This is a genomic window from Franconibacter sp. IITDAS19 (assembly GCF_023079515.1).
In the GTDB taxonomy this organism is placed as follows: Bacteria; Pseudomonadota; Gammaproteobacteria; order Enterobacterales; family Enterobacteriaceae; genus Franconibacter; species Franconibacter pulveris.
On sequence record NZ_JALJCP010000004.1, the window covers coordinates 253276 to 268003 of the forward strand.

15 protein-coding genes are annotated in these 14728 nt (G+C 55.5%); 8 read left to right on the top strand and 7 right to left on the bottom strand.

From position 1 onward, the window contains the following. The first annotated feature begins 37 nt into the window (after window positions 1-37). The 5 genes from ftsZ (at window position 38) to mutT (ending at window position 6187) form a co-directional block, all read left to right on the top strand. Entirely contained in the window at window positions 38-1189 is a 1152-nt protein-coding gene (ftsZ, locus tag MT962_RS13925) for a cell division protein FtsZ (RefSeq protein ID WP_024558264.1), read from the top strand. A gap of 101 nt (window positions 1190-1290) precedes the next feature. Further along, complete coding sequence (gene lpxC / locus MT962_RS13930) at window positions 1291-2208, top strand: UDP-3-O-acyl-N-acetylglucosamine deacetylase (RefSeq protein ID WP_024558265.1); 918 nt, start codon at window positions 1291-1293, stop codon at window positions 2206-2208. A 259-nt stretch (window positions 2209-2467) separates the two neighbouring features. Next, a complete protein-coding gene (secM, locus tag MT962_RS13935; protein WP_024558266.1) occupies window positions 2468-2977 on the top strand; it encodes a secA translation cis-regulator SecM in 510 nt (169 codons plus the stop codon). A gap of 55 nt (window positions 2978-3032) precedes the next feature. Further along, window positions 3033-5738: a preprotein translocase subunit SecA gene (gene secA, locus MT962_RS13940; protein ID WP_024560673.1), complete on the top strand. Its 2706-nt coding sequence runs from the start codon at window positions 3033-3035 to the stop codon at window positions 5736-5738. Window positions 5739-5794: 56 nt separating this feature from the next. Further along, window positions 5795-6187 (top strand): 8-oxo-dGTP diphosphatase MutT, encoded by a 393-nt coding sequence (gene mutT / locus MT962_RS13945; protein WP_024558268.1) that lies wholly within the window; start codon window positions 5795-5797, stop codon window positions 6185-6187. Here mutT and yacG read toward each other — a convergent pair. Genes yacG through coaE form a run of 3 tightly spaced genes read right to left on the bottom strand, consistent with a single transcriptional unit; the run spans window position 6184 to window position 7760 of the window. Then, window positions 6184-6378 (bottom strand): DNA gyrase inhibitor YacG, encoded by a 195-nt coding sequence (gene yacG, locus MT962_RS13950; protein ID WP_024558269.1) that lies wholly within the window; start codon window positions 6376-6378, stop codon window positions 6184-6186. The two genes, mutT and yacG, sit on opposite strands and share 4 nt — an antisense overlap. An 18-nt stretch (window positions 6379-6396) precedes the next feature. Next, window positions 6397-7140 carry a cell division protein ZapD gene (gene zapD, locus MT962_RS13955; RefSeq protein ID WP_024558270.1) on the bottom strand — a complete coding sequence of 248 codons (744 nt, stop codon included), beginning with the start codon at window positions 7138-7140 and terminating at the stop codon, window positions 6397-6399. Continuing rightward, window positions 7140-7760 (bottom strand): dephospho-CoA kinase, encoded by a 621-nt coding sequence (gene coaE / locus MT962_RS13960; RefSeq protein ID WP_024558271.1) that lies wholly within the window; start codon window positions 7758-7760, stop codon window positions 7140-7142. The genes zapD and coaE overlap by 1 nt, the downstream gene beginning before the upstream one ends. 276 nt (window positions 7761-8036) lie before the next feature. Between coaE and MT962_RS13965 the strand changes: the two genes are divergently transcribed. After that, entirely contained in the window at window positions 8037-9080 is a 1044-nt protein-coding gene (locus MT962_RS13965) for a GMP reductase (RefSeq protein ID WP_188724026.1), read from the top strand. A 32-nt stretch (window positions 9081-9112) separates the two neighbouring features. On the opposite strand, the gene hofC is transcribed toward MT962_RS13965, so the two are convergent. From hofC to nadC, 4 genes are all read right to left on the bottom strand, one after another. Then, entirely contained in the window at window positions 9113-10312 is a 1200-nt protein-coding gene (gene hofC, locus MT962_RS13970; RefSeq protein WP_247365884.1) for a protein transport protein HofC, read from the bottom strand. Then, window positions 10305-11687, bottom strand: coding sequence for a type II secretion system protein GspE (gspE, locus tag MT962_RS13975; protein WP_048887714.1), 1383 nt, complete (start codon window positions 11685-11687; stop codon window positions 10305-10307). The genes hofC and gspE overlap by 8 nt, the downstream gene beginning before the upstream one ends. Before the next feature lie 11 nt (window positions 11688-11698). Then, a complete protein-coding gene (gene ppdD / locus MT962_RS13980; protein ID WP_024558275.1) occupies window positions 11699-12136 on the bottom strand; it encodes a prepilin peptidase-dependent pilin in 438 nt (145 codons plus the stop codon). A 187-nt stretch (window positions 12137-12323) separates the two neighbouring features. Next, window positions 12324-13214, bottom strand: a complete 891-nt coding sequence (gene nadC / locus MT962_RS13985; protein WP_247365886.1) for a carboxylating nicotinate-nucleotide diphosphorylase — start codon at window positions 13212-13214, stop codon at window positions 12324-12326. 87 nt (window positions 13215-13301) lie between these two features. Between nadC and ampD the strand changes: the two genes are divergently transcribed. Both ampD and ampE read left to right on the top strand, forming a co-directional pair. Continuing rightward, on the top strand, window positions 13302-13865 hold the full coding sequence (ampD, locus tag MT962_RS13990; protein WP_024560669.1) for a 1,6-anhydro-N-acetylmuramyl-L-alanine amidase AmpD: 564 nt from the start codon (window positions 13302-13304) through the stop codon (window positions 13863-13865). Then, window positions 13862-14716 carry a beta-lactamase regulator AmpE gene (ampE, locus tag MT962_RS13995; protein ID WP_024558278.1) on the top strand — a complete coding sequence of 285 codons (855 nt, stop codon included), beginning with the start codon at window positions 13862-13864 and terminating at the stop codon, window positions 14714-14716. Before ampD ends, ampE begins: the two co-directional genes overlap by 4 nt. Window positions 14717-14728 lie beyond the last annotated feature (12 nt).

The window sequence follows — 14728 nt, forward strand, 5'->3', positions numbered from 1 at the left end:
GCGGTCTCAGGCGACAGGCACAAAACGGAGAGAAATTATGTTTGAACCTATGGAACTGACCAACGACGCGGTGATTAAAGTCATCGGCGTCGGTGGTGGCGGTGGTAATGCCGTTGAACACATGGTGCGCGAGCGCATCGAAGGTGTTGAATTCTTCGCTGTGAACACCGATGCCCAGGCGTTGCGTAAAACGGCTGTAGGCCAGACCATCCAGATCGGCGGTGGCATCACCAAAGGTCTCGGCGCAGGCGCAAACCCTGAAGTGGGCCGTAATGCTGCCGAAGAAGATCGCGAAGCGCTGCGCGCTGCGCTGGATGGGGCGGATATGGTGTTCATCGCAGCCGGTATGGGCGGCGGTACAGGCACAGGCGCGGCGCCGGTCGTCGCAGAAGTTGCTAAAGATCTGGGTATCCTGACGGTTGCGGTTGTTACCAAGCCGTTCAATTTTGAAGGCAAAAAGCGCATGGCGTTTGCCGAACAGGGCATCGCTGAGCTCTCCAAACATGTCGACTCGCTTATCACCATTCCTAACGATAAGCTGTTGAAGGTGCTGGGTCGCGGTATCTCTCTGTTGGACGCTTTCGGCGCGGCGAATGACGTGCTGAAAGGCGCGGTACAGGGCATCGCCGAACTGATCACTCGTCCGGGCCTGATGAACGTCGACTTTGCAGACGTGCGCACCGTGATGTCCGAAATGGGCTACGCGATGATGGGCTCTGGCGTGGCGCGTGGTGAAGACCGTGCGGAAGAAGCGGCTGAAATGGCTATCTCCAGCCCGCTGCTGGAAGATATCGATCTCTCCGGCGCCCGCGGCGTGCTGGTCAACATTACCGCTGGCTTTGATTTGCGTCTGGATGAGTTCGAAACGGTGGGTAACACGATTCGCGCCTTCGCTTCTGATAACGCTACTGTGGTCATCGGTACTTCTCTTGACCCGGATATGAACGATGAGCTGCGTGTTACTGTCGTGGCGACCGGTATCGGTATGGATAAACGTCCGGAAATCACTCTGGTGACAAACAAACAAGCGCAGCAGCCAGTGATGGATCGCTATCAGCAGCATGGCATGGCGCCGCTGACGCAAGAGCAGAAACCGGCGTCGAAAGTGGTAAACGACACCACTTCACAGGCGGCGAAAGAGCCTGATTATCTGGATATTCCGGCCTTTTTGCGTAAGCAAGCCGACTAAGAATAAGCTGGAAGTTGGGGTTATCCGCTCTTTGTGCTAAAATGCGCTGCCGGTTGTGATGTACACTATCGGTAAGGTGAATAATTTGGCGAGATTATACGATGATCAAACAAAGGACACTTAAACGTATCGTTCAGGCGACTGGCGTCGGTTTGCATACCGGCAAAAAAGTCACCCTGACGCTACGCCCTGCGCCGGCCAATACCGGGGTCATCTATCGTCGCACCGACTTGAATCCCCCGGTAGATTTCCCGGCCGATGCCAAATCTGTGCGTGATACCATGCTCTGTACGTGCCTGGTGAATGAGCATGACGTACGGATTTCGACAGTAGAGCATTTGAACGCCGCGCTGGCGGGCCTTGGCATCGACAACATTATTGTTGAAGTCGATGCGCCGGAAATCCCGATTATGGACGGTAGCGCCGCGCCATTTGTTTATCTGCTGCTGGATGCCGGCATTGATGAACTGAACGCCGCTAAAAAGTTCGTTCGCATTAAAGAGACCGTGCGCGTCGAAGATGGCGACAAATGGGCAGAGTTCAAACCGTTTAACGGTTTCTCTCTGGATTTCACCATTGACTTCAACCATCCAGCGATTGATGCGAGCAATCAGCGTTACAGCATGAATTTTTCTGCGGAAGCGTTTATGCGTCAGATCAGCCGCGCTCGTACTTTCGGCTTTATGCGCGATATCGAATATCTGCAGTCTCGTGGGTTGTGCCTGGGCGGCAGCTTCGATTGCGCGATCGTCGTCGACGATTACCGCGTGCTGAATGAAGACGGGCTGCGTTTTGAAGATGAGTTTGTGCGCCATAAAATGCTGGACGCCATCGGCGACCTGTTTATGTGCGGCCACAATATTATCGGCGCGTTTACCGCCTACAAATCAGGCCATGCTCTGAATAACAAACTGCTGCAGGCAGTCCTGGCTAAACAAGAAGCCTGGGAATATGTGACCTTCGAAGACGAAGCAGAACTGCCGCTGGCATTCAAAGCGCCTTCTATGGTTTTCGCATAATCCTGGCGGTTTAAAGATAACGACTGGTTGATTCAGGTACTCTCTCCGGCCTGAATTGCCAGTCGTTTCTGTTTTTATCGATTAATTTTCTCGCTTTCCCCCTTCATTTCTGCCTCTGGGCATTTAATTGCCTTTTTCCTGCTCGTTTTTAGACCGCTTCGCTTGCGATACTGCTGCCGCTGTGCGGGATTAATGTTACTATTTATGCGCTCGTTTCTATGAACTTCGACAGGGCCACGCCTTGTCCCCGGTGAATAAAGTGTCTGGAATTTTTACGTGTTGGCGAAAATTAGGCAGGCGTTACTTTTGGCCGCATCTCCTTTTGGGGATGGTCGCGGCAAGCCTTGGCCTGCCCGCGTTAGCCAGTACTGCTGAACCCGGCGCGCCCGCGGAAGCGGCAACGAGTAATTTAAATCGCGTTAATCCGATACGCTTAGACAGTCTGGCACTATTGCAGGACGCTAACCGTCGTCCTTCATTCAGCGTTGACTACTGGCACCAGCACGCCATCCGTACGGTTATTCGCCACCTTTCTTTCGCCATGACGCCGCAGGCTGCTTCGGTCGCTAAAGAAGAGACTCTGCCGCTTCAGGTACAACATCTTGCGCTGCTTGATACGCTCAGCGTTTTACTGACGCAAGAGAATCTGTCGTCTGGCAAAGCGCAGCCTGATGCCTTTTTGCCTCACCCACCTGTTAATGTCTTTCGCGTCACGGACTGGATAAGTCGCGTTCAGGCTATTCGCGCAGGTCCACAACGTCCTTGCTAAAACGTTTACCCCCTGATTAACTAACTTCGCTAAGCAAGGCGTTTGAGATTTTATTATGCTAATCAAATTATTAACTAAAGTTTTCGGCAGTCGTAACGACCGTACTTTGCGCCGCATGCGCAAAGCTGTCACCCTGATTAACAGTATGGAGCCTGAGCTGGAGAAGCTCTCCGATGATGAGCTGAAAGGGAAAACCGCTGAATTCCGCGCACGCCTTGAGAAAGGCGAGGTGCTGGAGAACCTGTTGCCGGAAGCGTTCGCCGTAGTCCGTGAAGCCAGCAAGCGCGTTTTCGGCATGCGTCACTTTGACGTACAGCTGCTGGGCGGTATGGTGCTGAATGACCGCTGCATCGCGGAGATGCGTACCGGTGAAGGTAAAACCCTGACCGCAACGCTGCCTGCTTACCTGAACGCCCTGACCGGCAAAGGCGTGCACGTTGTTACCGTCAACGATTATCTCGCCCAGCGTGACGCCGAAAACAACCGTCCGCTTTTTGAGTTCCTTGGTCTCACCGTCGGCATCAACCTGCCGGGCATGCCTGCTCCGGCGAAGCGTGAAGCATACGCTGCTGATATTACTTACGGCACCAACAACGAATACGGCTTCGATTACCTGCGCGACAACATGGCTTTCAGCCCTGAAGAACGCGTACAGCGTAAACTGCACTATGCGCTGGTGGATGAGGTGGACTCCATCCTTATCGACGAAGCGCGTACGCCGCTTATCATCTCCGGCCCGGCGGAAGACAGCTCCGAGCTTTACAAGAAAGTTAATAAAATCATTCCTCATCTGGTGCGTCAGGAAAAAGAAGACTCTGATACGTTCCAGGGCGAGGGCCATTTCTCTGTTGATGAAAAAGCGCGGCAGGTTAACCTGACCGAGCGCGGCCTGGTGCTGGTGGAAGAACTTTTGGTTAACGAAGGCATCATGGAAGAGGGCGAGTCGCTCTATTCTCCTGCCAACATCATGCTGATGCACCATGTTACCGCTGCGCTGCGCGCTCATGCGCTCTTTACCCGCGATGTGGATTATATCGTTAAAGATGGCGAAGTTATCATCGTTGACGAGCACACCGGGCGTACCATGCAAGGTCGCCGCTGGTCTGATGGTCTGCACCAGGCCGTTGAAGCCAAAGAAGGCGTGCAGATCCAGAATGAAAACCAGACGCTGGCCTCCATCACCTTCCAGAACTATTTCCGTCTTTATGAGAAGCTGGCAGGGATGACCGGTACAGCAGATACCGAAGCCTTTGAATTCAGTTCAATCTACAAGCTGGATACCGTCGTCGTGCCAACCAACCGCCCGATGATCCGTAAGGATCTGCCGGACCTGGTTTATATGACCGAAGCGGAGAAAATCGCGGCGATTATCGAAGATATCAAGGAGCGTACCGCTAAAGGCCAGCCGGTGCTGGTTGGTACCATCTCGATTGAAAAATCAGAGCTGGTATCGCAGGAGCTGACCAAAGCGGGTATCCAGCACAACGTGCTGAACGCCAAGTTCCATGCGCGCGAAGCAGATATCGTGGCGCAAGCTGGTTATCCGGGTACGGTGACCATTGCTACCAACATGGCGGGCCGTGGTACCGATATCATGCTGGGTGGCAGCTGGCAGGCAGAAATTGCTGAACTGGAAAATCCGACGCCGGAGCAAATCGCCCAGATTAAAGCGGACTGGCAGAAGCGCCATGATGACGTACTGGCTGCCGGTGGCCTGCATATCATTGGTACCGAGCGTCATGAATCCCGCCGTATCGATAACCAGCTGCGCGGCCGTTCCGGTCGCCAGGGCGATGCCGGTTCCTCTCGCTTCTACCTCTCTATGGAAGATGCGCTGATGCGTATTTTTGCATCCGATCGCGTTTCTAACATGATGCGTAAACTGGGCATGAAGCCGGGCGAGGCTATCGAGCATCCATGGGTGACCAAAGCTATCGCCAACGCACAGCGCAAGGTCGAGAGCCGCAACTTCGATATCCGTAAGCAACTGCTGGAATATGATGATGTGGCCAACGATCAGCGTCGCGCTATCTATACGCAGCGTAACGAATTGCTGGACGTGGCGGATATTAGCGACACCGTTAACAGCATCCGCGAAGATGTCTTCAAAACCACAATCGACGCGCATATTCCGCCGCAGTCTCTGGAAGAGATGTGGGATATCCCGGGCCTGCAGGAGCGCCTGAAAAACGATTTCGATCTTGAATTGCCGATTGCGGACTGGCTGGATAAAGAGCCGGATCTGCATGAAGAGACGCTGCGCCAGCGCATTCTGGATACCGCTATTGACGTTTACAAGCGCAAGGAAGAAGTCGTAGGCGCAGAAATGATGCGCAACTTCGAAAAAGGCGTAATGTTGCAGACGCTAGACTCCCTGTGGAAAGAGCATCTGGCGGCGATGGACTACCTGCGTCAGGGTATTCATCTGCGCGGCTATGCGCAGAAAGATCCAAAGCAGGAGTATAAGCGTGAGTCTTTCGCTATGTTCGCCTCGATGCTGGAATCACTGAAATATGAAGTGATCAGCACGCTCAGCAAGGTTCAGGTGCGCATGCCGGAAGAAGTGGAAGAGATGGAGCAGCAGCGTCGCCTGGAAGCGGAGCGTCTGGCGCAGATGCAGCAGCTCAGCCATCAGGACGATCAGTCTGCCGCTGCGGCGGCTATCGCCGAGCAAACCGGTGAGCGCAAAGTGGGCCGTAACGACCCTTGCCCTTGCGGTTCCGGTAAAAAATATAAACAGTGCCATGGCCGTCTGAGCTAAGGCACCCAGAAACAAAAAGGCGCAGCGTGCTGCGCCTTTTTTTACGGGTAAAGCAAATGAAAAAACTGACCATCGCAACAGGCATTATTCGTAATCGCCAGGGGGAAATCTTTATTACGCGTCGCGCCGCAGACGCGCATATGGCGAATAAATGGGAATTTCCGGGCGGTAAAGTAGAAGAAGGCGAAAGCCCCGAGCAAGCGCTGAGGCGCGAGCTGGCTGAAGAAACAGGGATCAACGTTACATCCGCCACGCTCTTTGAATCGCTGGACTACCAGTTTCCGGACAGGCACATCACCTTGTGGTTTTTCCTGGTAGAGAGCTGGGAAGGCGAGCCGTGGGGCAAAGAAGGGCAGCCGGGAAGATGGGTGTCGCAGCGCGAGCTCATCGCCGACGAGTTCCCGCCCGCTAATGAGCCCGTTATCACTAAACTGCGTCAGTTGCCTTAAGGCTGCTGTTCGCTCCAGTCGTCGCTTTCAGAGCGGTCGCCGCTGCTTGGGATCCGCTTCTCTTCATCCGCCCATTCGCCAAGATCGATAAGCTGGCAACGCTTAGAGCAGAAAGGGCGGTAAGGGTTTTTCTCGCTCCACTCCACAGGCTTCCCGCAGGTGGGGCAGTTAACTACGGTAATATCAGACATACTCGACTCCAGGCTTGCTTAGCAACAAGCCAGTTCAAAATCGAACCGCTCCGGCACACGGCCATGTTCACTGTCGAGCGGCATAAAGCGAATAGCAAAACGGCTTTTATGACCGGATACCTGCGGATAAAGCGCATCGGTCAACTGCAATTGAAGGCGCAGTAAATCGGCGTCTTCGCCGTTATCCTGGTAAAAGCCGTTGAGGCTGGTCTGTTTGCGAAACGGCGCGGAGTGACGAATCAGATCCAGTATCATGTCCAGGGCCTGGGTCAGCGGTTGCAGGCTTGCAAGCCAGCTATCGACCAGGCGGTCGCGTTGCTCCTGCGGCACATGCAGCCATAAATGCAGCGTAGGTAAATCGAAGCTGCAACAGCCGCCCGGAATGCTCAGACGCTGGCGCACCAGAGCGATGAGCTTGTCTTCACGCAGCGTCTGACCCAGGCGTGGCGCGGCCATCAGCGTGGCGCTGCGTTGCTTAAGCTCCTGACGCAACTGCGCGATACGATCGTTATCAACACCCGGCACTTCTGCCCAGCTTTGCAGTTTGCGCTGCTGGCGTTCAAATTCTTTGTGCAACTCTGCGCGGATATCGCCGCGCTCAAAAACATCCAGCAGATCGCCTACATTGCGAAAAAAGTGAAGCGCTGATGCGTGATCGCTGACAGGCAAATGGGATTTCATTTGCTGGATCAGAAATTCAATACGCAGCCAGGTGCGCATTTTTTCATTAAGGGGATGTTCAAAAAGAACCTGGGTATGCATTACCTGTTTTCCTGTTGTGCTGCCTGCGCCGCCAGATGCTGATAGCGCTGGTGCAGACGTTCCACGTCTGCGGCAAGAGCATCTGGCGCGCCGTTATTATTAATCACATCATCCGCAATGGTTAAGCGCGCTTCGCGCGTCGTCTGCGCGGCGAGGATCTGCTCTGCATGCTCGCGTGAAACATTGTCCCGCAACATGGTTCGCTGGATCTGCGTTTCGGGCGTTACATCGACCACCAGCACACGGTCGGCCCGCTTATGAAGCTGGTTTTCAACCAATAGCGGCACTACCCACAGCACATAAGGCGAGGTAGCCTGCGCGATTTCTGTACGCGTTTGCTGTTGAATCAACGGGTGAAGCAGCGCGTTAAGCCAGGCTTTTTCTTCGGGCTTCGCAAAGATCCTTTCTCTGAGCGCGCGACGATTAAGCGTGCCATCGGGATGGAGAATAGATTGACCAAAATGCGTGGCGATAGCCTCAAGGGCGGGCTGCCCGGGTTCCACAACCTGTCGGGCAATAATATCTGCATCGATAACAGTAACGCCTAAACGGGAAAAGGCATCGGCGACAGTACTTTTTCCACTACCAATTCCCCCCGTCAACGCGACCGTATAACCCATAACGCCATCATCCAGAATGTTGTAAAAACAAAACGTTAGCGGGAGGCTTTTTTTGCTTTGTCACGCCGGGCCCGCCACCGGGAAAGAAAAAGCGAACCTGATGAAACCGCTTTTCTCTCCACAAGGTAAATTTATAGGATTGTAGCGTAAAAAAGAGCGCTTTCGCAGTCTTGCGGGCCCATTATTAGTGCGTATGATAGCGTCACTGGAGTTGGCAGTTGTTCCGCCGCTTACGCTTACGTTCACGCGTTCATCGCCATTACCAGGAATCCGCTCATGCGTATTGAAGAAGATCTGAAGTTAGGTTTTAAAGACGTTCTTATCCGCCCTAAACGCTCTACCCTCAAAAGCCGCTCCGAAGTCGAGCTTGCTCGTCAATTCACATTCAAACAGTCTGGCGTTCAGTGGTCCGGCGTACCTATTATCGCCGCTAACATGGATACCGTCGGTACCTTTGATATGGCGAAAGCGCTGGCGGCATTCGATATTCTGACTGCCGTACATAAGCACTATAGCGTGCAGGAGTGGCAGGAATTCCTGAACGCCGTGCCGGAAACCGTGTTGCAGCACGTGATCGTTTCTACTGGCACTTCTGACGACGATTTTAATAAAACCAAAGAGATTCTGGCGCTTTCTCCGTTGCTTAAATTTATCTGTATTGATGTCGCGAACGGCTATTCCGAGCATTTCGTGCAATTCGTCAGTAAAGCGCGTAAAGCCTGGCCGGACAAAGCGATTATCGCGGGCAACGTGGTGACCGGTGAGATGTGTGAAGAGCTTATTCTCGCAGGCGCGGATATCGTTAAAGTGGGCATCGGTCCGGGCTCGGTTTGCACCACGCGAGTGAAAACCGGCGTCGGCTATCCGCAACTTTCTGCAGTTATCGAATGCGCTGACGCAGCGCACGGTCTGGGCGGGCGTATTATCAGCGATGGCGGCTGCACCGTGCCGGGGGATGTGGCGAAGGCGTTTGGCGGCGGCGCGGATTTCGTTATGCTGGGCGGCATGCTGGCGGGCCACGATGAGAGTGGCGGCACTGTGGTTGAGCAAGATGGCGAGAAATTTATGCTGTTCTACGGGATGAGTTCCGAGTCTGCAATGAACCGCCACGTGGGCGGCGTTGCGCAATACCGCGCGGCAGAAGGTAAAACGGTGAAGCTCCCGCTGCGCGGCCCGGTAGAAAATACCGCTCGCGATATTATGGGCGGGCTGCGTTCCGCCTGCACTTACGTCGGCGCTTCTCGTCTGAAAGAGCTGACCAAACGCACCACTTTTATCCGCGTTCAGGAACAGGAAAACCGCATTTTCAACACACTGTGATGTTCCCAAACCGGCGCAGCCTCTGCGCCGGTTTATCGCACGCCGCTCATGGCATCGCCCAGGTTAAACAGCGGCAGGTACATCGCAATCACCAGCGTACCTATAATCAGCCCAATCACAATCATCATGATGGGTTCAAGCGAAGTCGCCAGCGTTTCCGCTCGCTGCTGCGTTTGTTGAGTATGCCATTGCGCAAGACGCGCCAGCATGATGTCCAGCGCGCCGGTCTCTTCGCCTGTCCGTATCATCTGCATACACAACGTACTGAACCCGGCTTCGTCTTCTATCGCCTGACAGAAAGGCAACCCTTGCGCTATCTTCGTGCGGATCCGCGCAATCGTTGCTTGCCAGAGGGGAGAGGAGAGCGTCATTTCTACTGAGGTTAACCCCTGCAGCAGGGGGATGCCCGACTGCTGCGTCATCGTCAGCACGGTATAAATCTGGCTGAGTTTCTGGCCACGCAACAACAGACCGAACAGCGGCAGCTTAAGCCCCATTTTTTCTTCAGCCAGCCGCCAGGCGGGACGTTTGCGGAAAAATATAATAGCGGCGACGCAAAGCGCTCCTGCGCTTATCCATACCGGACCATAGCGTGTAAGCCCCTGCGAAAACGCGATAACCGCACGCGTTATCCAGGGCAATGGCGTTGAAAAAGAGGCGTAAATCGCCGCGAACTGCGGCAGCACAAACCCCGCCATGCCCAGAGTCATCGCCAGCGCCATAATAAGGATAATCACCGGATAACGCAGCGCTTTGCCGACTAACTGGCGAAGACGCTGCTGCTCTTCCTGTTGGTTTGCCAGCTTCTCGCAGCAAATATCCAGCTTACCCGTCATCTCGCCGGTGTTAACTAAAGAGACCGCCAGTGGCGTGAACACGTCCGGCCATGCCTTCATCGCCTGAGAAAGCGTTACACCGCGCTGGACTTCACCGGCAATTTGCTCCAGCAGCGCGCGCCATTGAGCGGAACTTTGCTGTTGGGCAAGCAACGCTAATCCATCGGTAAGAGAAACGCCCGCCTGTAGCAGCGTTGCCAGTTGGCGAATAACCGGCAGGCTGTGCATACCCCGCCAGAGACGTTTATTCACCGGGGCCTTGCGTAACGAAAGCGGATGCAACCCGGCCTCGCTGAGATGCAGCAAGGCCTGAGGGCGGTCGCTTGCCCAGAGCTGGCCGCTCAGGCGCTCTCCCAGGTTGTTTAGCCCTTGCCAGCGCCAGAGTTGATTAGCCATCCGGGAAGCCCAGCACCCGGTAAATCTCTTCGATGGTTGTCAGCCCCTCTTCAACAGCCAGACATCCGCTTTCGAACAGTGAAACCATCCCCTGTTGGCGGGCCAGCGCTTCGATTTCCCGCGCAGGTAAACCCTCCAGCATTGCCTGACGAAGCGCAGCGTTTACCGGCAGCAGTTCAAACAGCGCGAGCCGCCCGTAAAAACCGCTGTAGCAGCGTTCGCAACCGTTAGCTTGCCATTGAGGCAGTGGACGAGGAAAAAGACCGGCTGGTAAACGTAGCGGCTCCGGCAGAGCGCTGCGACAGCAAGAACATAGCTTCCTTACCAGCCGCTGGGCGATAACCAGTTGAAGCGCGGAGGTTAACATCCAGCGCGGCACGCCCATCTGCTCCAGCCTGACGAGCGTATCCGACGTGGAGTTAGTGTGTAGCGTCGAAAGCACCAGATGGCCCGTCTGCGCCGCTTTAATAGCGATTTCCGCCGTTTCGCCGTCACGGATTTCACCAATCATGATGATGTCAGGGTCCTGGCGCAGCAGCGCACGCAACACACGCTGAAAAGTCAGCCCGGCTTTGGGATTGATTTGCGTCTGGTTGAGGCCCGGCAAAGGGATCTCTACCGGATCTTCCACGCTGCAAAGATTGACCTGCGGGTTATTCAACGCGCCAAGGGCGCTGTAAAGCGTAACGGTTTTTCCGCTTCCCGTGGGGCCGGTGACCAGTATCAAACCTTGCGGGCAGTTTAGCGCCTGTGAAAAGCAGGCCTGCTGCTGCGCCGACATCCCCAGCGCTTCCACCTCCAGCGCCTGCTCCGTCTGTTGCAGTACGCGAAGCACCACTTTTTCACCATGTCGGGAGGGCAGAGTGGAAAGGCGAAACGAGACATTCTTACCTTCAAGCTCAATGGTGAACTGGCCATCCTGCGGCAGACGACGCTCGGCGATATCCAGCTTGCCGAGCACCTTAAGGCGCGCCGTTAACGTCAGGCCCGTTTCCACAGGCAGCGGCGTAAGGGATTGCAACACGCCATCAATACGCAGCCGTATACGACAGGCGGTTTCGCCAGGCTCGATATGAATGTCGGAGGCGCGTCGTGAAAGCGCCTGTTGCAGAATATGGTTGACCCGCTCCGTCGCGTTGCCGTTTTCCTCCGCAAGCAGGCTTGAGCCGGAAGGCGTTTCGAGCCGTTGCTGTTTTTCAAACCGTTCGGCAGACCAGCATTCAATATCGATATGCTTTTGCGTGGCGAAGCGTAACGCTTCCATTAACTCCTGCGCCGGGCTGCCGACTACGGCGATGTGAATCGCCGTTTCGTCTACCGCCAGCACCAGCGCGTTGTAGCGCTGGCACAAGCGGTTCAATGCATCCTGATTCATACTGACCTGCCTTATTTCCCGTCAAAGCGGAACACATCTTCGCAGGCCTGCTGCAGGGCGCCGCCGCCGGTCACGGAGCAATTTCTCTGCCATGACTCCATGCCATTGTTATTGTTCCATTTAGGCGTCAATGTCAGCGTTAAGCCGTTCAGGCTTTCCTGGCCTGTAATAGCGATGACCCCCGCCGCCACGCTCATCTCTGAAATGTACCGTGTGGTTTTGACCGCCGGAATGGCGTTGCTGCCCGCGTCGCAGCTGCTGACGCCGCCACGATCGATGGCGCAAAGCTCCACGGCCGTGCGGTAAGGCGTGATGGTTTGCAGTACATCCGTCAGCGCCGCTTTACGCAGGTAGTTCTGGTAAGCGGGCACGCCGATGGCGCTAAGAATAGCGATGATGCCGATAACCACCATCAGTTCGATGAGCGTAAAACCTCGTTGTTTTTCCATGGTTCCTCCTTGTTGTCAGTGGCGACACTGTGACAAGAGAGGCGGTAATAGACGAGTGGCAAAAGTGGTTTCAGGAAGGATGATTCCAGCCTGTTTTCATCGCTTGCAATGAAACGAAACGGGTTTACGAGCAGGCTCGCAAAGTTGAGAGAAGGATGGGCGGATAGCCCATCCTGAAGCGGGGCGGTTAGCGAAAACGCATAGAGAGATCGAGCGCGCGGATGTGCTTCGTCAGCGCGCCGACCGAGATATAGTCAACGCCGGTTTCAGCAAATTCGCGCAGCGTTTGCGAGGTGACGTTACCGGAAACTTCCAGCCGCGCCTGGCCTGCGGTACGGCTTACCGCCTCACGCATCTGGGCGACCGTGAAGTTATCCAGCATGATGATATCGGCGCCCGCTTTCAACGCTTCGTCCAGCTCCTCCAGCGTCTCCACTTCCACTTCAACCGGCACATCCGGGTGGAGCCAGAACGCTTTTTCGACAGCCTGACGTACCGAGCCGGAGGCGATGATATGGTTCTCTTTTATCAGGAACGCATCAGAGAGGCCCAGGCGATGGTTGTTGCCGCCGCCGCATAGCACGGCATATTTCAGTGCGGTACGCAGGCCGGGTATGGTTTTGCGGGTATCCAGCAGCTGAGTTTTTGTCCCGGCAAGCAAAGCGACATACTCGCGCACCTGGCTTGCAACACCGGAAAGCGTCTGGACGAAGTTAAGCGCGGTGCGCTCGCCGGTAAGCAGCACGCGGGCCGGGCCTTCGAGTTCAAACAGCGGCTGATCCGCTTTCACCTGGTCGCCATCTTCCACATGCCAGGTTACCTTTACATTGCCGCCGAGCTGGATAAAAACCTCTTCCACCCAACGTTTACCGCAAAACACACCCTCTTCGCGTGTGATGACTACTGCATGAGAGCAACTCTCTGACGGCAACAATTGCGCGGTAATATCGTTGTCGGCGTTAATGTCGCCGCCCAGGTCTTCTCGTAGCGCCAGGGCCACTGTTTGCGGGATATCAAGGTTGATTCGTTCCAGTAGCGCGTCACGTCGGTGGTCGGGGTTGTAGCGGCGAGGCGGCATGATAAAACTCCAGATTGGTGGCTAATCATCAGAGTGAAACATGCTACTCTGAAGCGACTTTCAGTACCATATTAAGGAGAATCTTACATGCAGCTGAGAGATGGCTGGCTGGAGGGGGCAAGGCGGGAGCCTTCGCCGCATTATGACTGCCGACCTGAGGATGAGACCCCTTCATTGCTGGTGGTGCACAATATCAGCCTGCCGCCCGGGGAGTTTGGCGGCCCGTGGATAGACGCGCTGTTCGCCGGCAGGCTCGATCCTGATGCGCACCCTTACTTTGCCGGCATCGCCCATCTGCGCGTTTCCGCCCACTGTCTGATTCGTCGCGACGGTGAGATCGTGCAGTATGTTCCTTTTGATAAACGCGCATGGCATGCGGGCGTTTCTACCTATCAGGGCCGCGAACGCTGCAACGACTTCTCCATCGGCATTGAGCTGGAAGGCACCGATACGCTGCCTTATACCGATGAGCAGTATCGGCAACTGGTTGCCGTTACCCGCGCGCTTATCCCGCTTTATCCGCAGATTGCCGCTAATATTACAGGCCATAGCGATATTGCCCCGGCGCGTAAAACCGACCCCGGCCCGGCGTTTGACTGGACGCGTTTTCGCAAGGCGTTGGCCGGTCAGGTGGAAAAGGAGATGAGATGACGTTATTTACGCTGCTGCTGGTGCTGTTTGCTGAACGCCTGTTTAAGCTTGGCGAGCACTGGCAGCTTGACCACCGTCTCGAAGCGCTGTTTCGTCGCCTGCGCCACTTTTCACTGGTCCGCACGCTTGGTATGACGATCCTGGTGATGTTGATCGTCTTTCTTTGCGTTCGCGCGCTGCAGGGGATCTTTTTTAATGTGCCGCTGCTGGTGTTCTGGATACTGCTGGGGCTGCTCTGCATCGGTGCAGGCCAGGTGCGCCTGCATTATCATGCGTACCTGAAGGCCGCCAGTCGGGATGATGCTCATGCCCGCGAGAACATGGCCTATGAGTTAACGCTTATTCACGGCGTGCCGCCGGATTGCGATGAGCGCGAGTACTTGCGCGAGCTGCAAAACGCGCTGCTGTGGATTAACTACCGTTTTTATCTGGCGCCGTTGTTCTGGTTTGTCGTGGGCGGCCCATGGGGGCCGGTCACGCTGATGGGCTATGCCTTCCTGCGCGCCTGGCAGACCTGGCTTGCGCGCCACCATTCGCCGCGCCAGCGCCTTCACTCCGGCATCGACGCGATCCTGCATGTGCTTGACTGGGTGCCGGTAAGGCTTGTCGGGGTGGTTTACGCTCTGCTGGGGCACGGCGAGAAGGCGTTGCCCGCCTGGTTCGCCTCGCTTGGCGATCGCCACTCTTCGCAGTATCAGGTGTTGACGCAGCTGGCGCAGTATTCTCTCGCCCGCGAACCACATCTCGATAAAATCGAGACGCCTAAAGCGGCCGTCTCGATGGCGAAGAAAGCGTCGCTGGTGATAGTGGTTATCGTGGCGCTGCTGACGATTTACGGCACGCTGGTGTAGCGTGCCGCGCTG